This window comes from Micromonospora sp. II (assembly GCF_001709195.1).
Taxonomy (GTDB): domain Bacteria; phylum Actinomycetota; class Actinomycetes; order Mycobacteriales; family Micromonosporaceae; genus Micromonospora; species Micromonospora chalcea.
This window is the reverse complement of sequence record NZ_LYXF01000067.1, coordinates 241,541-266,309: the sequence shown is the minus strand read 5'-3', so window position 1 is coordinate 266,309 and position 24,769 is coordinate 241,541. Positions and strand designations below refer to the sequence as shown.

The 24,769-nt window shown below is 74.7% G+C and carries 27 protein-coding genes; 10 read left to right on the top strand and 17 right to left on the bottom strand.

Annotated features, from left to right (window positions below; genetic code table 11):
• Window positions 1-33 precede the first annotated feature (33 nt).
• Window positions 34-1,134: an aromatic acid exporter family protein gene (locus A8711_RS27090; protein ID WP_030502309.1), complete on the top strand. Its 1,101-nt coding sequence runs from the start codon at window positions 34-36 to the stop codon at window positions 1,132-1,134.
• A 9-nt stretch (window positions 1,135-1,143) separates the two neighbouring features.
• On the opposite strand, the gene A8711_RS27085 is transcribed toward A8711_RS27090, so the two are convergent.
• On the bottom strand, window positions 1,144-2,544 hold the full coding sequence (locus A8711_RS27085) for an acyl-CoA synthetase (RefSeq protein WP_069089759.1): 1,401 nt from the start codon (window positions 2,542-2,544) through the stop codon (window positions 1,144-1,146).
• A 112-nt stretch (window positions 2,545-2,656) separates the two neighbouring features.
• Here A8711_RS27085 and A8711_RS27080 point away from each other — a divergent pair, with 112 nt between their 5' ends.
• Window positions 2,657-3,784 (top strand): CaiB/BaiF CoA-transferase family protein, encoded by a 1,128-nt coding sequence (locus A8711_RS27080; protein ID WP_069089758.1) that lies wholly within the window; start codon window positions 2,657-2,659, stop codon window positions 3,782-3,784.
• A gap of 13 nt (window positions 3,785-3,797) precedes the next feature.
• Here the strand turns inward: A8711_RS27080 and A8711_RS27075 are convergent, their stop codons facing one another.
• A complete protein-coding gene (locus A8711_RS27075) occupies window positions 3,798-4,214 on the bottom strand; it encodes an ASCH domain-containing protein (RefSeq protein WP_069089757.1) in 417 nt (138 codons plus the stop codon).
• 67 nt (window positions 4,215-4,281) lie between these two features.
• A complete protein-coding gene (locus tag A8711_RS27070) occupies window positions 4,282-5,160 on the bottom strand; it encodes a S9 family peptidase (RefSeq protein ID WP_069089756.1) in 879 nt (292 codons plus the stop codon).
• Window positions 5,161-5,268: 108 nt separating this feature from the next.
• On the opposite strand from A8711_RS27070, the gene A8711_RS27065 reads away from it, so the two are divergent.
• Complete coding sequence (locus tag A8711_RS27065) at window positions 5,269-5,805, top strand: GNAT family N-acetyltransferase (RefSeq protein WP_069089755.1); 537 nt, start codon at window positions 5,269-5,271, stop codon at window positions 5,803-5,805.
• A gap of 1 nt (window position 5,806) precedes the next feature.
• Here A8711_RS27065 and A8711_RS27060 read toward each other — a convergent pair whose 3' ends face one another.
• Window positions 5,807-6,217: an MmcQ/YjbR family DNA-binding protein gene (locus tag A8711_RS27060; protein WP_043324249.1), complete on the bottom strand. Its 411-nt coding sequence runs from the start codon at window positions 6,215-6,217 to the stop codon at window positions 5,807-5,809.
• A gap of 162 nt (window positions 6,218-6,379) precedes the next feature.
• On the opposite strand from A8711_RS27060, the gene A8711_RS27055 reads away from it, so the two are divergent.
• From A8711_RS27055 to A8711_RS27045, 3 genes are all read left to right on the top strand, one after another.
• A complete protein-coding gene (locus A8711_RS27055; protein WP_069089754.1) occupies window positions 6,380-7,495 on the top strand; it encodes a sialidase family protein in 1,116 nt (371 codons plus the stop codon).
• Window positions 7,492-7,788, top strand: a complete 297-nt coding sequence (locus tag A8711_RS27050) for a MoaD/ThiS family protein (RefSeq protein WP_064446057.1) — start codon at window positions 7,492-7,494, stop codon at window positions 7,786-7,788. Before A8711_RS27055 ends, A8711_RS27050 begins: the two co-directional genes overlap by 4 nt.
• An 84-nt stretch (window positions 7,789-7,872) precedes the next feature.
• Complete coding sequence (locus A8711_RS27045) at window positions 7,873-9,789, top strand: beta-propeller domain-containing protein (protein ID WP_069089753.1); 1,917 nt, start codon at window positions 7,873-7,875, stop codon at window positions 9,787-9,789.
• 49 nt (window positions 9,790-9,838) lie between these two features.
• Here A8711_RS27045 and A8711_RS27040 read toward each other — a convergent pair whose 3' ends face one another.
• The 9 genes from A8711_RS27040 to A8711_RS27000 form a co-directional block, all read right to left on the bottom strand.
• The gene (locus A8711_RS27040; protein WP_064446055.1) at window positions 9,839-10,453 is read right to left on the bottom strand and encodes a hypothetical protein; all 615 of its coding nucleotides are present in this window, start codon (window positions 10,451-10,453) and stop codon (window positions 9,839-9,841) included.
• A complete protein-coding gene (locus A8711_RS27035) occupies window positions 10,450-11,805 on the bottom strand; it encodes an ABC transporter permease (RefSeq protein WP_069089752.1) in 1,356 nt (451 codons plus the stop codon). Before A8711_RS27035 ends, A8711_RS27040 begins: the two co-directional genes overlap by 4 nt.
• Window positions 11,805-12,599, bottom strand: coding sequence for an ATP-binding cassette domain-containing protein (locus A8711_RS27030; protein WP_069089751.1), 795 nt, complete (start codon window positions 12,597-12,599; stop codon window positions 11,805-11,807). The genes A8711_RS27035 and A8711_RS27030 overlap by 1 nt, the downstream gene beginning before the upstream one ends.
• Before the next feature lie 74 nt (window positions 12,600-12,673).
• Entirely contained in the window at window positions 12,674-13,486 is an 813-nt protein-coding gene (locus tag A8711_RS27025) for a hypothetical protein (RefSeq protein WP_064446052.1), read from the bottom strand.
• Window positions 13,483-14,067: an RNA polymerase sigma factor gene (locus tag A8711_RS27020; protein WP_104113132.1), complete on the bottom strand. Its 585-nt coding sequence runs from the start codon at window positions 14,065-14,067 to the stop codon at window positions 13,483-13,485. Before A8711_RS27020 ends, A8711_RS27025 begins: the two co-directional genes overlap by 4 nt.
• Before the next feature lie 64 nt (window positions 14,068-14,131).
• Window positions 14,132-15,298 carry a GDSL-type esterase/lipase family protein gene (locus A8711_RS27015; RefSeq protein ID WP_069089749.1) on the bottom strand — a complete coding sequence of 389 codons (1,167 nt, stop codon included), beginning with the start codon at window positions 15,296-15,298 and terminating at the stop codon, window positions 14,132-14,134.
• A 74-nt stretch (window positions 15,299-15,372) separates the two neighbouring features.
• Window positions 15,373-16,212, bottom strand: coding sequence for a sugar phosphate isomerase/epimerase (locus A8711_RS27010; RefSeq protein WP_069089748.1), 840 nt, complete (start codon window positions 16,210-16,212; stop codon window positions 15,373-15,375).
• The gene (locus A8711_RS27005; RefSeq protein WP_069089747.1) at window positions 16,209-17,372 is read right to left on the bottom strand and encodes a dihydrodipicolinate synthase family protein; all 1,164 of its coding nucleotides are present in this window, start codon (window positions 17,370-17,372) and stop codon (window positions 16,209-16,211) included. Before A8711_RS27005 ends, A8711_RS27010 begins: the two co-directional genes overlap by 4 nt.
• Complete coding sequence (locus tag A8711_RS27000; protein WP_069089746.1) at window positions 17,369-18,520, bottom strand: Gfo/Idh/MocA family protein; 1,152 nt, start codon at window positions 18,518-18,520, stop codon at window positions 17,369-17,371. Before A8711_RS27000 ends, A8711_RS27005 begins: the two co-directional genes overlap by 4 nt.
• A 104-nt stretch (window positions 18,521-18,624) precedes the next feature.
• On the opposite strand from A8711_RS27000, the gene A8711_RS26995 reads away from it, so the two are divergent.
• Together A8711_RS26995 and A8711_RS26990 are read left to right on the top strand one after the other, a co-directional pair.
• Window positions 18,625-19,647: a LacI family DNA-binding transcriptional regulator gene (locus tag A8711_RS26995; RefSeq protein WP_064446046.1), complete on the top strand. Its 1,023-nt coding sequence runs from the start codon at window positions 18,625-18,627 to the stop codon at window positions 19,645-19,647.
• 39 nt (window positions 19,648-19,686) lie between these two features.
• The gene (locus A8711_RS26990; protein ID WP_069089745.1) at window positions 19,687-20,196 is read left to right on the top strand and encodes a pyridoxamine 5'-phosphate oxidase family protein; all 510 of its coding nucleotides are present in this window, start codon (window positions 19,687-19,689) and stop codon (window positions 20,194-20,196) included.
• Window positions 20,197-20,219: 23 nt separating this feature from the next.
• Here the strand turns inward: A8711_RS26990 and A8711_RS26985 are convergent, their stop codons facing one another.
• Together A8711_RS26985 and A8711_RS26980 are read right to left on the bottom strand one after the other, a co-directional pair.
• Complete coding sequence (locus tag A8711_RS26985) at window positions 20,220-20,840, bottom strand: bifunctional 2-polyprenyl-6-hydroxyphenol methylase/3-demethylubiquinol 3-O-methyltransferase UbiG (protein WP_043324229.1); 621 nt, start codon at window positions 20,838-20,840, stop codon at window positions 20,220-20,222.
• 72 nt (window positions 20,841-20,912) lie between these two features.
• Window positions 20,913-21,857 (bottom strand): sugar phosphate isomerase/epimerase, encoded by a 945-nt coding sequence (locus A8711_RS26980; protein WP_069089744.1) that lies wholly within the window; start codon window positions 21,855-21,857, stop codon window positions 20,913-20,915.
• A gap of 147 nt (window positions 21,858-22,004) precedes the next feature.
• On the opposite strand from A8711_RS26980, the gene A8711_RS26975 reads away from it, so the two are divergent.
• Window positions 22,005-22,418 (top strand): NUDIX domain-containing protein, encoded by a 414-nt coding sequence (locus A8711_RS26975; protein ID WP_069089743.1) that lies wholly within the window; start codon window positions 22,005-22,007, stop codon window positions 22,416-22,418.
• Here A8711_RS26975 and A8711_RS26970 read toward each other — a convergent pair.
• Together A8711_RS26970 and A8711_RS26965 are read right to left on the bottom strand one after the other, a co-directional pair.
• The gene (locus tag A8711_RS26970; RefSeq protein WP_069089742.1) at window positions 22,415-23,311 is read right to left on the bottom strand and encodes an arginase family protein; all 897 of its coding nucleotides are present in this window, start codon (window positions 23,309-23,311) and stop codon (window positions 22,415-22,417) included. The two genes, A8711_RS26975 and A8711_RS26970, sit on opposite strands and share 4 nt — an antisense overlap.
• A gap of 22 nt (window positions 23,312-23,333) precedes the next feature.
• Window positions 23,334-24,065, bottom strand: a complete 732-nt coding sequence (locus A8711_RS26965) for a class I SAM-dependent methyltransferase (protein ID WP_069089741.1) — start codon at window positions 24,063-24,065, stop codon at window positions 23,334-23,336.
• Window positions 24,066-24,144: 79 nt separating this feature from the next.
• Here A8711_RS26965 and A8711_RS26960 point away from each other — a divergent pair, with 79 nt between their 5' ends.
• Complete coding sequence (locus A8711_RS26960; protein ID WP_233607790.1) at window positions 24,145-24,612, top strand: hypothetical protein; 468 nt, start codon at window positions 24,145-24,147, stop codon at window positions 24,610-24,612.
• Window positions 24,613-24,769 lie beyond the last annotated feature (157 nt).

Sequence of the window (24,769 nt, the reverse complement as noted above, 5' to 3'; positions counted from 1 at the left end):
GGTTCGGGCGGGCGACCGCGGGTACCCGGCCGCATGCGGGATGCCGTCGACCGGGTACGCGACGCCGGGCGGTCCAGCCGCCGGCGACTGGGCACGTACTTCATCGTGGCGGTCCAGGCCGGCCTCGCGGCCACGCTGGCCTGGACGGTGGCCCGCGAGGTGCTCGGCAACCCCGACCCGACGTTCGCGCCGGCCGCGGCGGTCAGCGTCATCGCCGCCTCGCTCGGCAACCGCACCCGGCGGACCGTGGAGCTGGTGGTCGGGGTGGTCCTCGGCATCGTCGTCGGTGACCTGCTGGTGCATCTGTTCGGCACCGGGCCGTGGCAGACCGGCGTGATCGTGTTCCTGGCGGTCTCCGCGGCGGTGCTCGTACGCGGTACCGGCGCGCTCGTCACCCAGGCCGGCGGTACGGCGGTGCTGGTCGCCACGCTGACCCCGGTGTCGCCCGACCTGGAGCTGCCCCGGACCCTCAACGCGCTCGTCGGCGGCGCCGTCGGCCTGCTCGTGGTGCTGGTGATCGCGCCGCTGAACCCGCTGCGCGCGGTCCGCCGCGTGGCAGACCCGGCGCTCGACACGTTCGCCAGTCAGATGACCGCGTCGGCGGAGGCGCTTGCACACGCCGACGTGCGCGCGGCCGACGAGGTGCTGGCCCGGATGCGCGCCGCCGAGACGGAACTGGACCGGATCGACGAGATGGTCGGCGCCGCCGACGAGGTGGTCCGGTTCTCCCCGGTGCGCTGGCGGCGACGACGCGCCCTGGCCGCGTATCGGCACGGCGCCGAGCACCTGGACCGGGCGTTCCGCAACAGCCGGGGCATGGTGCGCCGCATCGGCACCGCGTTACGGGACCGGGAGCCGGTGCCGCCGCACCTGCCCGCCGCGCTGGAGCACTTCAGCGAGGCGATCCGGCTGCTGCACCGGGCGTTCCTGGCCGCCGAGGAGCCGGCCGCCGCCCGGGAGCGGGTGCTGCGCGCGGTCCGCGACGCGGGCGAGGCGTGCCGGCAGGAGATCGGCTTCTCCGGCACCATCGTGGTCTCGCAGTTGCGGACCGTCGCCAACGACCTGCTGCGTGCCACAGGCGTGCCGGCGGACGAGGCCCGCCGTCAGGTCCGCCGCGCGGCAGCGGCCCGCTGAGAGGGCCGCTCACGCCTCGGTCAGCAGGGTCTTCTGCACCTTGCCCATCGCGTTGCGGGGCAGCGCGCCGACCAGCCGTACCTGCCGGGGGCGCTTGTGCGCGGACAGGTGCCGCGCCACGAAGTCGATCAGCTCGGCCTCGGCCACGCCGTCGCCGACCACGTACGCGGTCACCTGCTGCCCCAGGTCGGGGTGGGGCGTGCCGACCACCGCCGCCTCCCGCACACCCGGGTGGGCCAGCAGCGCGTCCTCCACCTCGCCGGCCCCGATCCGGTACCCGCCGCTTTTGATCAGGTCGGTGGCGGCCCGGCCGACGATGCGGTGGACGCCGTCCGGGTCGACCGTGGCGACGTCGCCGGTGCGGAACCAGCCGTCGGCGGTGCGACCGGCTGCGTCGGCGTCCGGCCGGTTCAGGTAACCGTCGAACAGCGTGCCGCCGCGTACCTGCAGCTCACCCATGGCCGCGCCGTCCGCCGGCAGCGGGTCGCCGTGCTCGTCCCGCACCCGCGTGTGCACGCCGGGCAGCGGCACACCCACCGTGCCGGGCCGCCGGGGACCGTCCGCGCGGGCGCTCACCGTCACGAGCGTCTCGGTCATGCCGTACCGCTCCAGCGGCCGGTGCCCGGTCAGCCCGGCCAGCGCCGCGAAGACCGGATCGGGCAGCGCCGCGCTGCCGGACACGAGCAGCCGGGCGCCGCGCAGCGCCCGCGCCGCCGCGGGTTGCGCCGCGATCCGCGACCAGATCGTGGGTACGCCGAAGTACAGCGAGCCGCCCGCCGCCGCGTACCGCTCGGGGTGGGGACGGCCGACGTGGCGCAGGCGGCTGCCGACGCGCAGCGGGCCGAGCACGCCCAGCACCAGCCCGTGCACGTGGAACAGCGGCAGCCCGTGGACCAGCACGTCGTCCGGCGTCCACGCCCAGGCGTCGGCGAGCCCGTCCAGGCAGGCGGCGACCGCGCGGCGGGACAGCATCGCGCCCTTGGGCGCGCCGGTGGTGCCGCTGGTGTAGAGGATCAGCGCGGTCGCCGCCGGGTCGGGCTCGGGATGGCTGGTGTCCGAGCGCCGAGCCAGGTCCAGCGGCACGAGCGGCGGCGAATGGGCTTTCCGTGTGCCCGGCGCCGCCAGCAGCACCTCCGCGCCGGAGTCACGCAGGATGTGGTCGCGTTCCATCGGTCCGGCGTCGGGCGGCACCGGCACCACCGCCGCACCGGCGAGCAGCCCGCCGACCACGCCGACCACCGTCTCCAGGCTCGCCGTCGCGGGCACCGCCACCCGGGCCGCGCCGCGCAGGTCGTCGGCGACCGCGGTGGCCGCCCGGCGCAGCTCCACCCAGGACAGCGAGCGGTCCTGCACCCGGATCGCGCCCGGGCGCTCGTCGGTGGCTTCGGCGAGCCGGCTGAGCAGCGGCACGGGCAACCCCTTTCCGGTACGTCCCTGACGTGACCGTAGCCGGACGGGCCACCCCGGCCGGGTGGGCCGTCAGGAATGTGTCATCGTGGTCGGCGGCGAGAGAGGGGTCGGCATGTCGGGTCCGTTGCACGGCGTGCTGGTCGCCGACTTCTCCCGCATCCTCGCCGGGCCGTACGCGATGATGCTGCTGGCCGACCTCGGCGCGGACGTGGTCAAGGTGGAGGCGCCGGGCGGCGACGACACCCGCGGCTGGCGGCCCCCGGTCCGCGACGACGTCTCCACCTACTACCTGGCGGTCAACCGCAACAAGCGCTCACTGGTGCTCGACCTGACCGACCCCGGCGACCTGACGCTGGCGCACCGGCTGGCCGACCGGGCCGACGTGCTGATCCAGAACTTCCGTCCGGGCGCGCTGCGCCGCTTCGGCCTCGACCACGACACGGTCACCGCCCGCAACGCCCGCCTGGTCTACGCCTCGATCAGCGGCTTCGGCGCCGCCGGGGGCGCCGACCTGCCCGGGTACGACCTCATGGTGCAGGCCGCCGCCGGGCTGATGAGCCTCACCGGGGACGCCGACGGCCCGCCCTACAAGGCCGGCGTGGCCGTGTTCGACGTGATCGCCGGGCTGCACGCGGCGGTCGGGATCCTGGCCGCCCTGCGGCACCGCGAGTCGACCGGGCGCGGGCAGCACGTCACGGTGGACCTGCTCTCCTCGGCGCTGTCCGGGCTGGTCAACCACACCAGCGCGCACGTGGCCGGGGCAGCGCAGCCGCACCGGATGGGCAACGCGCACCCGAGCATCGTGCCGTACGAGCCGCTGCCCACCGCCGACGGCGAACTGGTGGTGATCGCCGGCAACGACGCGCAGTTCCGTACCCTCTGCCGGGTTCTGGGCGTGCCGGAGCTGGCTGGCGACGCGCGGTTCCGGCGCAACGCCGACCGCGTCGCGCACCGCGACGAGCTGCGGCCGCTGCTGGTGGCGGCGCTGTCCCGGCGCGGCAGCGCGCAGTGGTTCGGCGAGCTGCGCGCCGCGGGTGTGCCGTGCAGCCCGATCAACTCGGTGGCCGAGGGGGTGGCGCTGGCGCAGGGGCTGGGCCTGGAGCCGGTGGTGACGACCGGCGGCGTGCCGGGGATCCGCAACCCGATCGGCCTGTCCGGCACCCCGCCGCGCTACGAGCTGCCGCCCCCGGAGCTGGACGAGCACGGCGACCAGCTGCGCGCCTGGCTCGCCGCCCCCTGAGCCGGGCGCGCGGTCAGAGCGTCTCGACCAGGCGGAAGCGTTCCAGCACGGCCATGGTGTCGTCGTCGACGGTGAACGTGGGGTCGCCGAGCCAGCCGCGGTAGTCCTCGCCGTGCCAGAACCGCTCGTGGCCGGCCCGCCAGGCGGCGACCGACTCGTAGCCCTCGCCCTCGTCCCGCGCGTGGTCGAGATCGACGTCGCCGAGGCGGGCGACGCGGACCTCGACCAGCTCGATCACCGCCACGGGCCGGCGGTCGGAGTCGATCACCGCCGAGCGGGTACCGACGGCCGGCAGCGGCTCGCCGTCGATCTCGTAGTCCTGGACCAGCGCGGTAGTGGTGGTCTTGCTCCCGTCGAGCACGGCGGCGACGAGCTGGTCGCGCAGCGGGCCGGGGAAGGCGAACTCGAAGGTGGGCAGCGCGGCATCCATGCCCGGCAGGCTAGCCGTCGGCGGCGGCGCGGCGCGCGGAGAATTGGAGGCGGAACCGGCAGCCCGCTCAGCCGGCCGGCGGCAGCAGGCGGTCCAGCCAGCCCAACAGCACCCGCTCGTACTGCGGGCTGACACTGTCCAGGTCCTCACCCTCGCCGAGCGTGGGCGCGTGGTCGCAGCCCGCCAGCCGGGCCACCGTCAGCTCGGCGTCGCGGGCCGCCCGCCGCCACACCGCGAGGCTGTCCTCGATCGGGATCCAGGCGTCCGTCTCGCCCCAGCAGAGCAGCACCGGGCAGGTCAGCCGCGTCAGCACCGGCTCCGGGTCGTAGTCCATGTCGGTCCACGTGCCGGGCGTGGCGGGCAGTTCCTCGGGCAGGGACGCCAGTGGGAACCAGGGGTGGCGCACGGCGACGTCCAGCTCCGCCTGCGCCACCGCGCGTGGCACGTCGCCGCGCAGGTAGTCCTCGGCGAGCGCGCGCAGCCGGGTCAGCTCCACCACGTCGGCCGGCCCGTACCCGTGCCGGCGCAACTGCTCAGCGGTGCCGTAGCGCATCTGCCTCGCGGGGCTCACCCCGCTGCACCCGACCAGAACCAGGAAGTCGACCGGGTGCCGGGTGGCGGTCAGCGCCGCCGCCCACGCGCCCTGGCTGAACCCCCACAACCCGACCGGGACCGCCCCGACGTGCCGGCGCAGCTCGGTGAGCGCGGCGGAGGCGTCGTCGGCCTGGTCGGCCAGCGGCACGTCGTGCCCGTCGACGCGGGGGCGGCGGTCGTAGCGCAGCACCGCGATCCCGGCCCTGGGCAGCAGCCGGGCCAGGTGCGCGTACAGGAAATGGGAACGCTGCCCGGCGTGCGAGCCGTGCAGCACCACCAGGCCTCCCCGTACCGGCGCGGCCGGCAGGTCGAGGACCGCGGGCAGGCCCGCCGTGCCGATCGTCGTCTCCATGCCGGGCAGTGAACCACCAGCCGTCCCGCCCCGTGGTCCCGGCCGCCGCCCGCAACGCCCGCGTGCGTACGCTGACCAGGTACGCAGCCGCGACCGTGGAGAACCGCCATGACCAGCCCCGCACCCCGTACCGTCCGGGTCGCCCGCCCCGGCGACGTGGCCGCCCTCGTCGACCTGATCGAGTCGGCGTACCGGGGTGAGCGCAGCCGGCAGGGCTGGACCCACGAGGCGGACCTGTTGGCCGGGCAGCGCACCGACCCGGACATGGTCGCCTCGGCGGTCACCGCCCCGGACGGCGTGGTGCTGGTCGCCGAGCAGGACGGTGACCTGCTCGCCTGCTGCCAGCTGGAACGCCGCGACGACCACGTCTACTTCGGGATGTTCGCGGTGGCCCCCGGCCGGCAGGGCGGCGGCCTGGGCCGGGAGCTACTGGCCGAGGCCGAGCGGTACGCGACGCAGCAGTGGCACGCCGGTGAGATGCGGATGACCGTGATCGTCCAGCGCGACGACCTGATCGCCTGGTACGAGCGGCGCGGCTACGTCCGCACCGGCGAGCTGAGCCCGTTCCCGTACGGCGACGAGCGCTTCGGCGTGCCGCTGCGGCCGGACCTGGCGTTCGAGACGCTGCGCAAGAAGCTCGGCTGACTCAACCGGGCCGGTCGACCAGCGCCACGAGCTTCTTCGGGGCCAGCACGCAGTAGCTCTCGGTGAGCAGCTCGGCGACCTCGGTCCAGTCCGTGTCCGCGTCGAGTCGCAGGCCGACCACGTCGGCGGCCCAGTCCGGCTTGAAGAAGTGCGGCCCGGCCGCGAGCAGCCCGGCGATCTCGTCGCCGGGGGAGCGGAACGTCATCACGCAGACCGGCTCGTCGGTCGCCGCCGCCCGCGCGTACGCGGCCTGGTGGCCGGGGTCGACGGTGAGCACGTGGGCGAACGTGCGGCCGCGCACCCGCCACCGCACACCCACCCAGGCCGGCTCCTCGTAGGCGTCGGGCAGGCCGAGGCAGACCGGGCGCAGGCGGTCGAGGTGCTCGGGCGGAACGTCTCCGGGACCGGTCATGCCCGCACGCTAGCCGCAGCCCCCGACATTCCCGCCGTACCGGCGTGGCGCCCGGCCGCCGCGCGTCCGGCGGAGAAATGTCAAGCCTGGGAGTACCACGACGATGAGTTTCGGCGAGGCCCGCGGTCAGTGCAGGGAAGACACCTGGATGGAGGACGAGACATGAGCGGCGTACGGGTACTTGTCGGCACGCGCAAGGGCGCGTTCATTCTGACGTCGGACGGCAAGCGCGACGACTGGACCGTCGACGGACCGCACTTCGGCGGATGGGAGATCTACCACCTCACAGCTTCACCCGTCGAACCGGACCGGCTCTACGCGTCCCAGTCCGGCGGCTGGTTCGGGCAGCTGATCCAGCGCTCGGACGACGGCGGCCGGAACTGGACGACAGTCGGCAACGACTTCGCCTACAGCGGCGAGGTCGGGCAGCACCTCTGGTACGACGGCACCCCGCGCCCGTGGGAGTTCAAGCGGATCTGGCACCTGGAGCCGTCCCGCCACGACCCGGACACCCTGTACGCGGGCGGTGAGGACGCCGCGCTCTACCTGTCCACCGACGGCGGCCAGAAGTGGTCCGAGCTGACCGCGCTGCGGCAGCACCCGACCGGCCCGTCCTGGCAGCCCGGCGCGGGCGGGATGTGCCTGCACACGATCATCCTCGACGCGGCCGACCGGGACCGGATCTACGTCGCGATCTCGGCGGCGGGCGCGTTCCGCAGCGACGACGGCGGCGCGAGCTGGCTGCCGATCAACAAGGGACTTCGTTCCGGCGAGATCCCCGACACCGACTCCGAGGTGGGGCACTGCGTGCACCGCCTCGCCCAGCACCCGTCCCGGCCGGACACGCTGTTCATGCAGAAGCACTGGGACGTCATGCGCACCGACGACGCCGGCGGCAACTGGCGGGAGATCAGCGGCGACCTGCCGACGGACTTCGGCTTCCCGATCGCGGTGCACGCGCACGAGCCGGAGACGGTCTACGTGGTGCCGATCACCAGCGACTCGCTGCACTACCCGCCGGAGGGCAAGCTGCGCGTCTACCGCAGCCGTACCGGCGGTGAGCACTGGGAGCCGCTGACCGAAGGGCTGCCGCAGTCGCACTGCTACGTCAACGTGCTGCGCGATGCGATGGCCGTCGACACGCTCGACCCCTGCGGGATCTACTTCGGCACCACCGGCGGTCAGGTCTATCACTCGGCCGACGGCGGTGACACGTGGGCGCCGATCGTGCGCGACCTGCCGGCCGTGCTCTCGGTCGAGGTCCAGGTGCTGCCGTGATCCGGGTGGTGTTGCCGGCGCACCTGAAGAACCTGGCGCACGTCACCGGCGAGGTACGCGTCGAGGTGGCCGGGCCGCCGACCCAGCGGGAGGTGCTCGACGCGCTGGAGGCCGCGTACCCGATGCTGCTCGGCACGATCCGCGACCGGCACAGCGGGAAGCGCCGGCCGTTCGTCCGCTTCTACGCCTGCGAGCTGGACCTGTCGAACGAGTCGCCGGACGATCCGCTGCCCGAGGAGGTCGTCAAGGGCAAGGAGCCGTTCATCGTGCTCGGCGCGATGGCCGGCGGCTGAGCGCGTTCGGCCGGGAACCGTGCTCGCCGCGGCCACGTCTGACGGCCCATGACCTTTCGCAGATTCCGGACGATCGGATGGACGATGGCCGCCGCGCTGGCCCTCGGTGGCTGCACCGCGTCACCCTCGGCCGACCCGCCGCCCACCGGCCGGCCCGTTCCGGCCGGTGGGTTGCGGCTCGTCGCGTTCGACTCCTGCGACGAGGCGCTACGGCAGATCCGGGCGGCCGCTCGGGCGGCGGTGGGACCGTGGGGTCTCGGGCCGGGCCGCGACCTGCTCCGGTTCGGCGCGGAGGCCGGGGCCGACAGCGGTGCCCAGAAGGCGGCCGGGCCGGCGTCCGCTCCGGACTTCTCCGGGACGAACGTGCACGAGGCCGGCGTGGACGAGCCGGACCTGGTCAAGACCGACGGCCGACGTATCGTCACGTACGGCCGGGGCGTGCTGACGGTCGTCGACCCGGCGACCCGCCGGCAGACCGGCCGGCTGGCGCTCGATCCGGCCGCCGACCGGTTCTCCGGGCAGGAGGGCAGCCTGCTGCTGCACGGGGACCGCGCGCTCGTGCTGCTGCGCGCCGGAAGGGTCCCCGAGTCCACGGTGCCCGGTCGGCGTCCCGCACCCGGCGTGGTCGGGCAGGCCCGGCTGGTCCTGGTCGACCTCGCCGCAGCGCCGCGCGTCGTCGGCGAGTACCGGATCGACGGCCGGATGGTCGACGCACGGCAGGTCGGCGCGACCGCCCGCATCGTGATCAGTTCCGGTCACCGGCTCGAGTTTCCGCAGCAGCCGGGGGAGCGTACCGACGCGCAGCGGATCGCCGCGAACCGCGGGGTCATCGACAAGGCCACGCTCGACGACTGGCTGCCCCGGTACGAGATCCGCGACGGCGTCCGCACTGTCGGCAGCGGTCGGGTCGGCTGCGACCGGGTGAGCCGGCCGGCCGGCTTCTCCGCCGCCTCGACGCTCACCGTGCTTAGCTTCGACCTGGCCGCGCCCGCGCTCGGCGCCGGTGACCCGGTCACCGTGTTCGCGGACGGCGACACCGTGTACAGCAACGGTCAACGCCTCTACGTCGCCGCCGACCAGCGCTGGCGGACGTGGCGGCGCGCCGCGTCACCGGAGGCGCGCGACGTCAGCACCGAGATCTACCAGTTCGACACCGCCGCGGGCACGCCGCGCTTCGTCGCCGCCGGGTCGGTGCCCGGCTGGCTGATCAACCAGTACGCGCTGTCCGAGTGGGACGGTCACCTGCGGGTCGCCACCACCACCGGCGACACGTGGAGGCGGGAGAGGTCCTCCCAGTCCGGCGTCTACGTGCTGCGCGCCGACGGTCCCACGCTCAAGCGGGTCGGCGCGGTCACCGGCCTCGGCAAGGGCGAGCGGATCTTCGCGGTGCGGTTCGTCGGCGGCACCGGATACGTGGTCACGTTCCGGCAGACCGACCCGCTGTACGGCGTGGACCTGCGCGACCCGGCCGCGCCCCGGGTGACCGGCGAGCTGAAGATCAACGGGTATTCGGCGTACCTGCACCCGGCCGGCGACGGCCGCCTGATCGGCGTCGGCCAGGACGCCACTGACGAGGGGCAGGTGACCGGCACCCAGGTGTCGCTGTTCGACGTCGCCGACCCGGCCCGGCCCACCCGGATCGCCCAGCACCACGTCGCCCGTGGCTGGTCGGAGGCGGAGCACGACCCGCACGCGTTCCTCTACTGGCCGCCGGAGCGGCTGGTGGTGATCCCGGTGATGCAGTCGGGCGTGGACACCGATGGGCCCGACGGCACGAAGCGCCCGCCGTTCGGTGGTGTGCTGGCGTTGCGGCTCGGCGACAAGGGATTCACAGTGGCCGGCGCGGTGGACCATCCGGGGAGCCTGGCCGACGGCGGCGAGCGGACGCCGATCCGCCGCTCGCTGATGATCGACGGCGTGCTCTGGACGGTCTCCGACGCCGGTCTCAAGGCGACCGCCCTGGCCGGCATGACCAGCCTGGCCTGGGTGCCGCTGAGCTGACAGCGGCCGGGCCTCGCCGCGCGGTAGGCGTGCGACGAGGCCCGGCACGTCACTGTTCCAGCGCCGCCTCGGCCGCCGCCACCTGCGGTCCCACCCGCGCCGCGTACGCGACGACGCCGCCGAGGAGGAACGTCGTGGCGGTGACCGCGGCGATTCGGTTGCCCGGCTCCTGCGCCATCCACAGCGCCGCCTGCCGCCATTCCGGCCCGCCCGGCGCGGCCATGAAGGACGCCATGGCGGCCCAGGCGGTCGGCGCCTGCCAGGCGGCCCGGGCGCCGGCCAGCGCCGCGCCGAGGCCGACCAGCCCGATCAGCCCGGCCGTGTTGCGGGCCAGCACGGACAGCGGTCCGAAGTCGACGCCGAGGACGCGGGCGGCGGCCAGCAGCCCGACCACCGCCGCGGCGTACCCGAGCAGGTGCCCGGCCCGGCGCGGCGCCCACTGCCACGCGGCGGTCCGTTCCAGCGCCGGGTCGGTGCCGGCGAGCGTCGGCCCCAGCGGCGCCACCGCCAGGGCGGTGGTGAGCACGGCGAGGCCGGCGGGCACCTCGGGGCGGTCGGTGAAGCCGGCCCAGGCGACGGCCATCACGGCGACGGCGATAGCGGATCCGGCCAGGGCGGCGGGTAGCCGGCGGGACCGCACGTACAGCGGCAGCCAGCGGGTCACGGCGCGGCCCGTCCGGTGAGCGCCGGCATCAGGTCCGGCTCGCACCGCGCGGCTGCGTCCCGCAGCGCGGTGATGCGCCGCAGCTGCTCCGGCTCGGGCAGCGCGCGCAGTTGCCGCACCCCGTCCCGGATCTCCTCCTGCTGCTCGTCGGCGTACCGGTAGCCGGTCCAGGAGTCCCACAGCCGCACGGTCTCGGCGTCGAGCAGCCAGGCCGCGGCGATCGCCGGGGCGATGTCGTCGCCGCTGCGCCCGCAGCCCGACCACATGGTGCCGCCGCCCAGGGCGATGCGCTCGGCCACGTCGGCGGCCCGGCCGGTGTCCGGGTCGACCTCCAGGAGGAACTGCACGGTGCCGGGTGCCGGCTTGGGCCGGTGCCACTGCTCGCTGTCGTTGCTGCCGACGGTGTCCAGCCGCACTTCCACCGCGCGGGCCGGCGCGTCCGGCAGCTTTGCCAGCGCCTTGAGCCCTCGGCGGGCCTCGGGAGTGATCTCGGGCAGCAGGTGCGCGTTGACGGCGGTGACGCACACCTGCGGCGTGCCGTCGGCGCAGACGAAGCGGCGTGCGTCCGGATCGAGCTGCCAGATCCCGGTCGGGCCGGGCACGCCGATCAGCAGGAGACCCGCCACGCCCCCGGCGAGGCTCGCGAGCGCCCCGGCCCGGACCGGCCACGACCGGCCCGCCGCCAGCAGCAGCCCGGCGAGGACCAGCCCGACGCCCAGCGCGAGGCGGCTGAGCAGCAGCCGGTCGGACAGCGTCTCCCACGGCGTGTCCGGCGGCCAGGAGATCATCAGGGAGGCGTTCGACAGCCGGCTGGTGCTGCCCGGACCGCCGAGCATGGCGGTGCCCTCCTGCGCGACCAGGCCGGCGGCGGCCAGCAGCGGCGGCAGCAGCGGCGAGGACCACAGCCGGCCGACGGCCACCCCCACCCAGGCCGCGCCCACCAGCACCAGCACGTCGGTCAGGGGCCCGGCGAGTCCGCGTACGCCGAGGTAGGCGCCGTCGAAGGTGACCACCGCGCCGGCGCCGGCGAGCACGAGCAGGTGCGCGGCCGCGACGGCGACGCCGAGCGCGGTCATCGCGGGCAGCGCGCGCTGCCAGCGGGGCCGGCCGGTGCTGTTCATCAGCTCGTCGGCGCGGGTACGCCGGTCCCGGCGGCCCAGTACCGCGCCGCCGGCCAGCGACAGGGGCATCAGGAGGAACATGCCGGAGGAGTGGACGTAGCCCAACCGCAGCCACTGTCCCTGCCAGAAGCTGTACATGCTGGCGGCGCCGAGGATCCCGATGATCAGGAGCAGGACCGCCATGGTCGGCGCGTTGGAGCGGCGCAGTTCGACGCGTACCTGTCGGATCATCAGGCGCTCCGGTGCTGCTGGAGAAGGTACGAGTAGCCGCGCTCGGCGGCGCTGTCGCCGACGCCGCCGGTCTCGCCGTGGCGGACCAGGTCGGCGGGCAGGCCCTGGAACACGCGGGTGCCCTGGTCCATCAGGATGACGTCGGAGCAGGCCGCCACCACGTCCTCCACCAGGTGGGTGGAGACCAGCACGCAGGCGTCCGCGCCGAGTTCGCGGATCAGCTCACGGAACTCGACCCGCTGTTCCGGGTCCAGGCCGACTGTCGGTTCGTCGAGCAGCAGCAGGTCCGGTTCGTTCACGATCGCCTGGGCGATGCCGGCCCGGCGCAGCATGCCGCCGGACAGCGACTTGAGCTTGGCGTCGGCCCGGTCGGTGAGGCGTACCCGGTCGATGGCCCGCTGGGTCGCGCCCGGCACCGCCGAGGCCGGCATCTCCCGCAGCCAGGCCACGTACTCGACGTACTCCCGGACGGTGAACCGCGGGTAGTAGCCGAACTGCTGCGGCAGGTAGCCGAGCCGGCGGCGCACCGGCCGCAGCTCGCGGGACGCGGTGGCGTCCGCGCCGAGCAGCCGGAGCACCCCGCCGTGTGGTTTGACCACTGTGGCGAGCGCGCGCATCAGCGTGCTCTTGCCGGCGCCGTTGGGGCCGAGCAGCCCGTGCACACCGGTGCCGAGCGTCAGGCCGAGGTTGTCGACGGCCAGGTGCCGTCCGGCCTTCACCGACAGTCCCACCGCCTCGATCCGCCAGGCGTGCCGGGTCGGCGCCACCTCGTCGGCGCTCACTGCGCGTACCAATGTCGTCTCCTTCTCGGGGCAGGGTCGTCCGCGGCGCCGGCGGGGCGCCGTGGCGTGGTTCCGGGGGGCCGGCGTCAGCCGGCGGGCCGCCGCAGGTGGTCGGCGCGCAGCACGGTCAGCGCGGTGAGCACGGCGGCGGCCGCCGCCCAGGCGGGCATGGTGGCGGGCCGGAGCAGGGCTTCGGTGACGGCGGCGGCGCGGGCCGCGTCGGCGTCGCCGGTGAACGACGCGGCCGCGACCGCGGTGAGCCAGCCGCCGCCGAGGACGGCGGCGGCCAGCGGCACGCCGACGCGGCTGCCGAGCAGCAGCGTCGCCGCGGTGAACGTCAGGCAGGGCAGCAGCCACAGCGCGGGGTTGCGGCCGACCGCCAGCCCGGCCACCGCGAGCACGGGCGCGACCAGGAGCAGAACCGCGAGGGTACGGCGAAGCAGCAGTTCCAGCCCGGCGCGGGCGGTGCCGGCGACCACCTCCCAGTTCGGGTTGGCGCGTCGGGACCAGGCCACCGCGAGCCCGGCCAGCGGCGCGACCGGCGCGAGCAGCAGCACCGTCGAGGGCTGCTCGGGGTAGTTGCGGTCCAGCAGCACCGCGGCGAGGATCGCCGTGCACGTCATCGCCGCCCAGGCCAGCAGCGACCAGTCGGTCCAGCGCAGCCACCACCGTCGCAGCGGTCGCCGGGGCACCGGTCGCGGCCCGGTGCGGGCCTGTGCCAGGATCGCCTCCCGGGCGTCGCCGAGCAGCGCCCGCAGCGGCGGCGCGGCCAGCTCGCCGAGCCGGTCGCGGCACTCGGCGCAGCCCTCCAGGTGCACCTCGATCGTCCAGGCGGCGGCGTCGTCGGGGCTGCCCGCCGCGTACGCGACCAGTGCCGGCGGGGGAACGTGAGCGGTCATGCCAGTGCCTCCCGTAGCGCGTTGCGGGCACGCCGCGCCCGGCTCTTCACGGTGCCTTCGGGCACCCCCAGCAGGACCGATGTCTCCCGGACGGTCAGTCCGTCCAGGACCATCGCGGCGAGCACCGCCCGCAGTTCCGGGGCCAGCGCGTCCAGCGCGGCTCCTACCTCCGAGCCGAACGACCCGGCGAGCGCCTCGTCCTCGGCGGCCGGCGCGCTGCGTACCGGAAGCACGTCGGTGGGCACCTCCTGGACGCGGGCGCGGCGGCGCAGCGCGTCGACCAGGCGCCGGGCCGCGATGGTCCAGATCCAGCCGGCGGCCGAACCGCCCGGCGCGTCCGATCCACCGGAGCGCCGGATGCCGGAGAACGAGCCGGCGGCCCGCCACACCGTCAGGTACGTGTCCTGGAGGACCTCGGCGACGATGCCGTCGTCCGCGCAGCGCCGCCGCAGCCGGATCGCGAGCCACGGCGACGTACGCCGGTACAGCTCGTCGAACGCGTCGAGGTCGCCGCGTGCGACCCGCCGCAGCAGCCGCTCCTCGTCCTGTTTGCTTCCTCCCACGCCTAGATGGTCGTTCACGGCCCCTCCGACGGATCACGGCGCGGCGTGACCTGGGTCACACCGCGCCGTGGGCGGGTGTCCGTCACTGCGCGGCGGCGAACGGTCCCTTCGGTCCGAACGCCAGCGCGGCGAACCGCTCGCCGATGCGGCGGTCGGCGGCCGGGTCGGGGTGCAGCTCGTCGGGCAGCGGCAGCTCGGCGTAGTCGGCCTCGCCGTACAGGTCCAGCCCGTCGAGGTAGTGCAGGTTCGGGTCCGCGCCGGCCCGGGACGCCACGATCCGGGCCAGCTCGGCGCGGATGACGCGCAGCGTGAGCCGGCCGGATGCCACCTCGGCCGGGTCGCCGGTGGCCCGGAACCGCACCTTCCCGTCGATGAACTCGACAGCGCCCGGGCCGGGCGTGTCCTCCTGGATCGGGCACAGGATCGACGACACGACGAGCAGCGGCGTGTCCGGTTGCCCCTCCCGGATGGTGTCCAGGAAGCCGTGCACGGCCGGGCCGAACGCGCGCAGCCGCATCAGGTCGGCGTTCACCACGTTGATGCCGATCTTGACGCTGATCAGGTCGGCCGGGGTGTCGCGCATCGCGCGGGCGGTGAACGGATCGAGCAGCGCGCTGCCGCTGAACCCCAGGTTGACCAGCTCCACGCCGGCCAGCGTGGCGGCCACCGCCGGCCAGGTGCCGGTGGGGCTCTCCGCGTCCGAGCCGTGGCTGATCGAGCTGCCGTGGTGCAGCCACACCCGGCGGTCACCCGTGTCGACCGGCTCGACCGGCGCATCCGTGCGCAGCGCCACCAGCTCGGTGATCTCCCGCTGCGGCAGCCAGATCACCACCTCCTTGTCGGTGGCGGGCAGGTCGGTGAAGCGCACCGTGCCGACCGGGCCCGGCTCGATGCCGGACGTGCCGGTGGCCAGGTCGATGGTGAGCACCTTGCCGCCACCGGCGGTGGCCTGACCGGCGAGGCGGCCGTCCACGACCAGGTCGTAGCGGCCGTCGGGACGCGGCCCGGTGCCCCGGTAGACCATCTTCATCGGCAGCACGTCCAGCTCGACGGTGGTGGCGCGGGTGCGGAACACCAGCCGTACGCCCGAGGGCATCGCCTCCGCCGTCGTCAGCTGCGGGTCGATGTTCTGCGCCCGGGCCCACGCGGGCAGCCGGTGCGGCAGCACCCCGTCGGCGGTCTGTTCCAGGTCGAGCGCGCCGCGCAGCAGGTCGGAGGTGATCGGAGTGGTGAGGTGCGGGGATGCCATGATCCCGATCCTGCCCCCGGATCCGGGGGACCGGCCACCTGATTTATCCGACAGGCCGGACTCGTGACACTGAGTCAGTCGGTGAGCACGAGATCCACGTACCGGGCGGTCATGGTGGCGAGCACCTGGTCCGGGTCGGTGGCCCACACCTCGGCGTTGAAGATCTCCACCTCGACGTCGCCCGAGTATCCGGCGGCCTCCACCGCGCGGCGCAGCGGCGGGAAGTCGATGTGCCCGTCGCCCATCATGCCGCGCCCCAGCAGCACGTCGGCCGGGAGCGGGGTGAGGAAGTCGCAGATCTGGAAACTCGCGATCCGCGTCCCGGCGCGGGCGATCTGCCGCCACACGTCCGGATCCCACCAGACGTGGAACGTGTCCACCACGACGCCGACCTGCTCGGCCGGGAACGCCTCGGCCACATCGAGGGCCTGCCCGAGCGTGGACAGCACGGCCCGGTCGGCGCAGTACATCGGGTGCAGTGGCTCCAGCGCGAGGCGTACCCCGCGCGCAGCCGCGTACGGGGCCAGCTCGGCCAGCGCGTCGGCGACCCGCTGCCGGGCGCCCGCCAGGTCACGGGAGCCGGGCGGCAGCCCGCCGACGACGAGCACCAGGCAGGCGGCGCGCAGCGCGGCGGCCTCGTCGATCGCGCGCCGGTTGTCCGCGAGGGCCGCGGCCCGTCCGGCGTCGTCGGCGGCGGTGAGGAAACCGCCCCGGCACAGCGACGACACCCGCAGCCCGGCGTCGGTGACGAGCCGCGCCGCGGCCGGTACGCCGATCTCGGCCACCTGCTCGCGCCACAGCCCGATCGCCGGGATGCCGGCGCGCACACAGCCGTCGACCGCCTGCGCCACCGACCAGCGTTGCGTGGTGCGCTGGTTGAGCGACAGCCGGGCCAGCCGGGGATCGGCGCTCATCCGGGCACGCCCGCCACGTCCAGGTACGCGCGCATCCGCTGTGCCGCCAGCTCGGGGTCGAGCAGCAGCCCGGCGGCGTCGGCCAGCCGGAACGCCTCGACCAGGTGCGGGACGCCGCGCCCGCCGTGCAGGCCGCCGACCATGGTGAAGCCGGGCTGCCGGCCGTTGAGCCAGGACAGGAACGCGATGCCGGTCTTGTAGTACGGCGTCGGCGGGGCGAACAGGTGCCGGGACAGCGGCACCGTCGGGTCGAGGATCGCCCGGAACCCGGCCCTGTCGTCCGCGTCGAGCCGGGCCAGCGCGGCCGACGCGGCCGGAGCGATCGCCGCGAACGCGCCGAGCAGCGCGTGGCTGAACAGCTTCCCGTCGCCCTCGATCAGCTCCGGGTAGTGGTAGTCGTCGCCGGTGTATACCTTCACCGTCGGCGGCAGCAGTTCCCGCAGCCGCACCTCCCGCCCGGCGTCGAGCAGCGACACCTTCACGCCGTCGACCAGGTCGGCGTGGGCGTGCACCAGCGCGGCGAACGTGGCGGCGGCCTCGTCCAGGTCGGTCGAGCCCCAGTAGCCGGACAGCGCCGGGTCGAACATGTCGCCGAGCCAGTGCAGCACCACCGGCGCGCCGGCCTCCCGCAGCACCCGCTCGTAGACGCGCAGGTAGTCCTCCGGGCCGGTGGCGAGCGCGGCGAGGTGCCGGCTGGCCATCAGCACCGGCGTGGCGCCGTACCCCTGCACGACCGCGAGCTGCTCGGCGTACGCGGCGACGACCTCGTCGAGCGTGCGCGGGACGCCGGTGAGCTGGTCGGTGCCCACCCCAGCGACGATCCGCCCGCCGCAGGAGGCGGCCTCGGCGGCGCTGCGCCGGATCAGCTCGCGGGTGGCCGTCCAGTCCAGCCCCATCCCGCGCTGCGCGGTGTCCATCGCCTCGGCCACACCGAGCCCCCAGGACCACAGGTCGCGCCGCACCGCGAGCGTCGCGTCCCAGTCCAGGCCCGCCGGGCGGCCGGGGGAGTTGTCGGCGTACGGGTCGGCGACGACGTGCGCCGCCGCGTACGCGATCCGGCTGGCCGGCTGCGCGGACGGCCGCTGCCAGGCGGCCGGTTCCCGCAGCGTGAGCCGCTCGGTGCCGCCGTCCGGCGCCGGCAGCGTGATCTGCGTGCTCACCGGGGGATCTCCTCGATCGTCACCCGCCGCCCCTCCCGGGCCGAGCGCAGTCCGGCCTCGGCCAGTTGCACGCCGCGCGCGCCGGCCAGGAAGTCCCACGGGAACGGCTCGTCGTCGACGACGTGCCGCAGGAACGCCTCCCACTGCACCTTGAACGCGTTGTCGTGCTCGCCGTTGTCCGGCACTGTCTGCCACTGCGCGCGGAACGGCTCGGTGACCGGCAGGTCCGGGTTCCACACCGGCATCGGGGTGGTGCCCCGGTGCTGGATGCGGCAGTCGCGCAGCCCGGCGACAGCGCTGCCGTGCGTGCCGTCGACCTGGAACTCGACCAGCTCGTCGCGGTGCACACGCACCGCCCAGGAGGAGTTGATCTGCGCGACGATGCCGCCGGCGAGTTCGAAGATGCCGTACGCGGCGTCGTCGGCCGTGGCGCGGTAGTGGCCGCCGTTCTCGTCGACGCGCTCGGGGATGTGCGTGGCGGTGACGGCGGTGACCGCGGTGACTGGGGCGATGATCTGCTCCAGCACGTAGTGCCAGTGCGGGAACATGTCCAGCGTGATGCCGCCGCCGTCCTCGGCGCGGTAGTTCCAGCTCGGACGCTGCGCGGCCTGCCAGTCGCCTTCGAACACCCAGTAGCCGAACTCGCCGCGCACCGACAGGATCCGGCCGAAGAAACCGCCGTCGACCAGCCGCTTGAGCTTGCGCAGGCCGGGCAGGAACAGCTTGTCCTGTACGACACCGTTGCGGACGCCCTTCGCGGCGGCGAGCCGGGCCAGCTCCAGCGAGGCGAGGAAGTCCTCGGCGAGCGGCTTCTCGGTGTAGACGTGCTTGCCGGCCTCGATCGCCGCCCGGATCGCCTTCTCCCGCGCGGCGGTCACCTGGGCGTCGAAGTAGATCTGGTGGGCGTCGTCGGCGAGCGCCGCGTCCAGGTCGGTCGTGTACGCCGACAGCCCGTGCCGCTCGGCGATCTCGGCCAGGCGGCCCGCGTCGCGGCCCACGAGCGTCAGCTCGGGCCAGATCCGGCTGCCGTCGCGCGCGGGCACGCCGCCCTGGTCGCGGATGGTCAGCAGGGACCGGACGAGGTGCTGCCGGTAGCCCATCCGCCCGGTGACGCCGTTGAGGATGATCCCGACGGGTGTGCGCTCCACTGTGCCCCTCCCAGCGGTGAATGCGCTTTCAGTAAGCGCTTTCAGGGTGCTACCGTAGCCACGCCGGAACACCGGGTCAAGACGTTCCGCAGGGAGACTCATCGATGCCGCACGTGACGCTGGAAGACGTGGCCAGAGCGGCCGACGTCTCACTGGCCACCGCCTCCCGGGCGCTCAACGGGCGGCGGGTCACCCCGCACCTGCACGACCGCGTCCTGGCCGCCGCCGCGCGGCTCGCGTACACCCCGAACGCCCACGCCCGCGCGCTGGCCGGCGCGTCGCACCGCAGCGTCGGCGTGATCTGCCACGACGTCACCGACCCCTACTTCGCCGCCGTCGCCGGCGGCGTGATGCGGGTCGCCGCCGACAACGACCTGCTGGTCATGCTCGCCAGCACGTTCCGCGACCCGGAACGCGAGATCGCGTACGTGTCGATGCTGCGCGCCGAACGCGCCCCGGCCATCCTGCTCATCGGCTCCGGCTTCGAGGACCCGCGCTGGGACCGCGCGCTGGCCGCCGAGCTGACGCCCTACCTCGACGGCGGCGGCCGGGTCGCCGTGGTCAGCCGGCACCGCAACCTGAAGGTCGACAGCGTCCTGCCGGAGAACCGGGCCGGGGCCGCCGCGCTGGCCCGCGCGCTGCTCGGCCTCGGGCACCGCCGTTTCGCCGTGCTCTCCGGCCCGTCCGAGCTCACCACCGTCGCCGACCGGTTCGGCGGGTTCCGCGACGAGCTGGCCGCCGCCGGCGTGACGCTGTCCCCGGCGGCGGTGGCCGAGGCGGAGTTCACCCGTGACGGCGGCTACCAGGCGATGACCGAGCTGCTCGGCCGTGGCCTCGACGCCACCTGCGTGTTCGCGCTCACCGACGTGATGGCCGTCGGCGCGTACGCGGCGCTGCGCGACCACGGGCTGTCCGTGCCCGGCGACATCTCGGTGGCGGGCTTCGACGACATCCCGATCGTCCGCGACCTCACCCCACCGCTGACCACAGTGGCGCTGCCGCTGCGCCAGCTCGGCGAGAAGGCGATGGAGCTGGCGCTCACCGAGAACCCGGGCCGCCGCCGGCGGATCACCCGCCTGCCCGCAGAGGTGGTGCTGCGGGCCAGCACCGCGCCGGCCCGCGCCTGAACCCGGCCGGTAGGGTGCCGTCATGATCGAGGATGCCCCGTGCCGCTGACGAACCCCTGGCTGACCGGGCCGGCGCCGACGAGGAAGCTGGACCGGGACCGCCTCGCCGAACGCATCCTCAACCTGCTGTCGTCGCAGAACATGTGCGTGCTCGCCACAGTCGGTCCGGACGGCCCGCTGGCCACGCCGGTGCGCTACTACCCGCTGGGCTTCACGCTGATGTTCACCGCCGCGCCGCGCTCGCCGAAGATGCGCAACATCGCCGCCGACCCGCGCGTGTCGGTCGGCGTCTTCGCGCCGCTGGTCGGGCTGGCCAGCAGCCGCGGCGCGCAGGTGTTCGGCACCGCCCGGGTGCTCGGGCCGGAGCATCCGGACCGGGCCCACCACTGGGCCGCGTTCCGCTGGGAGAGCGAACACGCCGAGCGCGGCCGCTCGCTGTCCGAGCCGCCCGCGGACCCGCTCGTCGTGATCGAGGCCGACCGGATCGTCTACACCGAACACTGGCTGCGCCGCGAGGGCTACGCCCCACGTCAGCACTGGCGCCGCTGACGCCGCCCGCCGGACCAGTCCCGCTACGGACCGACGGGGGAGCGGGTGGCGCGCAGCAGATTGCCGGCCAGCCGCAGGTCCGCGCCCTCGACCCGGGCCAGCACGTCGATCCGCTCCACCGTGACGTGTGACCACAGCGGCTCCGGGAACGCCGCGCGCAGGGCGTCGGCGTCCAGACCCCAGCCCTGGCCCGCCTCCGGCGACACCGCCAGCACGAACACCGCCCCGCCGGGCGCGGTCAGGCGCGGCAGCAGCGCCAGGTAGTCGCGTACGGCGGCGCCCCGCCGGTCCAGCGAGTGCAGCAGCCCGGAGTCGAACACCGAGTCGTACGGCACCGGCGGCACCGGGATCGCGGTGGCGTCGCACACCTCGAAGTGCGCCGGCAGTCCCGCCGCGGCGGCCTTGGACCGGGCCTGGCCGATCGCCACCGGCGAGATGTCGACGCCTGTCACGTCGAGGCCGCGGCGGGCCAGCGCGAGCGCCAACTCCCCGGTGCCGCAGCCGACGTCGAGCACGCGCGGCCCGCGTATCCCGGTGTCGAGGACCGCGGCGAGCGCCGGCTGCGGGCCGCCGATCTCCCACGGCGGCCGTTCGGTGTCCCGGTAGAGGCGGTCGTAGTGGACGTCGTCCGGCTCGTCGGTCATCGCGTACCCCCTCGGTCGGCGCGGCCACCCCGAGCGTGTCACGCCCGGCGGCCGTCCGTGCCCCGCTGCGGGTCAGAACCGCAGGCGGCGCAGGTAGCGGTAGCCGACCTCAGCGGTCCGTTGCGGCGTCACGTCCGGCGTGTCGTTCTCCACGATGTACTCCAGCACCTGGTGCCCCCGGAAGATCCGCGCGAAGTCGATCATCCCGGTGCCCAGGTCGGCCATGTCGCCGGTGGCCGGGTCGCGGTCCTTGACGTGGTACTGCAGGACCCGCTGCGGCGCCGAGCGGATCACGTCGAGCGTGAAGCCCTCCGGGTCGGCGACGCCCTCGCCGGAGGTGATGCCGCCGGTGACCGCCCAGTAGATGTCGATCTCCAGGTGCACCAGTCGCGGGTCGAGTTCCTCGGTCAGCACGTCCCACGGCCGCCGGCCGTTGCCGAAGTCGATGGTGAACTCGTGCGCGTGGTTGTGGTAGCCGTACCGCAGACCCGCCTTGCGCGCCGCGGCGGCCTCGACGTTCATCTGCTCCGCCCAGCGCTTCCAGTCGTCCTCGCGGTCGGAGTTCAGGTACGGCACCACCATGAACCGCTGGCCCAGCGTACGGGCGTCGGCGATCTTCTGGTCCAGCGCGGCGGCGTCGGCGGCGATGCCGTCGTGGCTGGAGCTGGCCTTGATGCCGATGCCGTCCAGGAAGCGGCGCAACTCCCGCGCGGTACGCCCGAAGTAGCCGAGCGCCAGCTCCACCCGGGGGTAGCCGATGCGGGCCAGGTGCGCCAGCGTCGCGTCGTAGCCGGGGGAGCCGTTGAGCGCGTCGCGGACCGTCCAGAGCTGGAGGCTGATCATCTCCTTCGGCACCGGGCGCCGGCCGTGGTGGTGCCCGCCGCCGGCCTGGGCGGCCGTCGCGCCGAGCCCGGTGGCGAGCCCGATCCCGGCGAGCGCCGCCAGGGAGCCGCGCAGCAGGCCACGCCGGTCAAGTGACTGTTGCAGCGCGGCGTGTCCGTCATGTCCGTAGCACATGGTCGCACTCCTTCGTCGCCTGTGCGCTGACGCTACAAAAGCCATGTCGATATGTCTATGGCTTCTGGCTCTCTGAATCGAACTTTCGGTCGATACTGCGGAAAGTGGGGGCTGCGTGTCGCCGGTGCCGCGTGGCAGGCTCGGGGAGTGGCCGCATACGACGTCGCCCTCGTCCTGCTCGTCGACCGGACCGGCGCGATCCTCATGCAGCACCGCGACGGCAACGCGCCGGTGTCTCCGTACCAGTGGAGCCTGCCCGGCGGCAGCATCGAACCCGGCGAGACACCGGAGCAGGCGGCCCGCCGCGAGCTGCTGGAGGAGACCGGCCTGACCGCCGGGGAGCTGCACCTGCTGTGGAGCGGCCCCCGCCCGCACGAGGACGGCTTCCCGCACACCGTCACCGTGTACGTCTTCCGCGGCATCACCGACGCGCGCCAGGAGGACGTGGTGCTCGGCGAGGGACAGGCGATGGTCTTCGTACCCCGCGCCGAGGTGCTCGACCGCGACCTCGCGGTGAGCGCGGCGAAGGTGCTGCCGCTGCACCTCGCGGAGACCGCCTAGCCCTCGGTCAGCGCCCCGGCCAGCACGCCGGCGAACCGGGGGAGCAGCTCGTCGTCCGGCAGATGGTGCGGGTTGATCTCGGTGACCGACAACCCGGCGAACCGCGGGCTCGCCACCAGCTCCGTCAGCGTCGCCGCCGCCTCGTCCAGGCTCAGCCCGGACGGCTCCGGCACGTCCGCCAGCGGCGCGTCCACGAAACGCAGCACGTCCACGTCGAAGTGCACCACGAACCCGTCGGCCGCGTCCTCGGCCACCGCCCGGGCCCGGCGCGCCGCCGCCCGCGCGTCGGCGTGCACCTCATCGGCGGGCACGTACGCCAGCCCCAGCTCCGCCACCAGATCCCGCTCGTGGTCACCCCGGGGCAGCGAATCCCCGTACACCACCACCCGCTGCGGGGACAGCAGCGGCACCACCGGCCCGACGCCCGCCACCTCGGGCAGCGTTCCCGGCAGGCCCAGCATGTGCGCCAGCCCCATCGCATCCAGGTTGCCGTTCGCGCGGGTCACCGGCGTGTAGAGATCCGGGCCGCCGTCCACGTACACCAGCGCGGGCGACAGCCCGGCCCGCGCGCACCCGGCGACCAGGCCGACAGTCACGGTGCAGTCGCCGCCGAGCACCAGCGGCACGCGGCCCCGGCCCAGCGCGCCCGCGACCCGGTCGGCCACCGCCGACGCGACGGCGGCCACCGCGCCCGCGTTCTGCCCCCTCGGGTACGCCGGATCGGGCCGCCACCGGAAGCCCGGCACGTCACCGCAGTCCTCGACGTCCGCCCCGTCGCGCAGCAGGTCGAGCAGGCCGGCGGCGCGCAGGGCGGCCGGGGCGCGCTCGACACCCGGGGTGTGCGCGCCGGCGCTCGACGGCGCGCCGACGACCGTCCACTGACGATGATCCATCGCCCCACCCTAACCGCGTGTTTCAGCGCAGCACGAGCAGATCGAGGGCGTCGACGACCGGGCCGTCGACCGTCCTTGCTGCCTCGCGTAGCCGCTGGATGCCGGCGGCGTACTCCGCATCGGTGATGAGCTGAAGCGGCGTGTGCGCCTCCCGGCGCAGGCCGGCCGCCACCTCCCGCAGCGAGGGTGCGGTGACCTGCGGGACCGCCTCGACCGCCGCGGTGGCGAAGCCGGCGGCGGCGAAGGCGGCCCCGACGTCGGCGATGCTCGGGTACGTGTCCAGCACGCGGACCGCCTCCGGGAAGTAGTCGAACAGCGTGATCGCCTCGTGCCTACCGGCGAACGCGGACCGGATGAGCACCGGGGCGCCGGGACGCAGCACCCGGCGCAGCTCGCGTGCCGTCGCGGCCAGGTCGGGCACGTGGTGGATGACCGTGGACAGCCAGGCGCCGTCGACACTGCCGCCGGCCAGAGGGAGGTGCCCGGCGTCGCCTGCGACGAGTGGCGCGAACACACAGCGGGCGCGCATCGCCGCCGACGGCTCGACGGCGACCACCTCGACGCCGGGAAACCAGTCGGTGAACGCGCGTGCCCAGCTACCCGTCCCGGCACCCAGGTCGAGCAGTCGCATCCCGGAGCGCGGGGTGAGATGCCGGGCGACGGCGGCCCGCCAGGCCGTGAGACCGTCGTCGGTGAGGTGCCGGGTCGCGGCGAACGCCTCGGCGTCAGCGTCGTGGTACGCAATGCGGGCCATACTCGACAGCCAACTCCCCGGCGGGGCGCCGAGGCAAGACACTGTGGCGGATCGGGCTCGGCTTCGGAGAGGGGCAGGGGTGCGATATTGGATCCACTTCGAGGCCGAGCTGGCGGCGGACGCCCTCCGCCGGTTCCTGCTGACGGAGTACGGCGTCGCGCCGGAGAGCGTGTACGTCGGTCGGGTCGAGGACCGCGCCGTCGACGATCCGCGCCCGGTGGCGATGCTGACGCCGCCCGACGCGGACGAGGGATTCGGCTGGATCCTCACCGGCGACACCGAACTGGCCGCCGCCACCGACCACGGCGAGCGTGATCTCGCGGTCACCCTCGCCCGCGAGTTCGGCGTATGGGCGCTCGTCGACGACGGCGGCATCCACCCCGACCGGTGGGTGCTGGTCAGCACCGACGGCAGCAGCGGCCGGGTGCTGACCGACTCCGACGCCGCCGCCGACGGGGACCTGCGGATCGTGCACGCGCTCGAACCGATCAGCGGGGAGCCGCAGCTCGCCGTCGTACCGCCGCCGGACTGGGCCCGCGACTGGTGACCCGGCGGGTCCACCGTCCGGTCGCGTACCCGATGCCACCCGTACGGCGCCGCCGCCTGGCGCCAGTCCTGGCGACGACCGGCGCGGGCACCGCCGTCCACTGGACGGGCAGGCCGTGGCCGGGTGACGGATCGGGTTGCGGGGGACGGATGGTGCC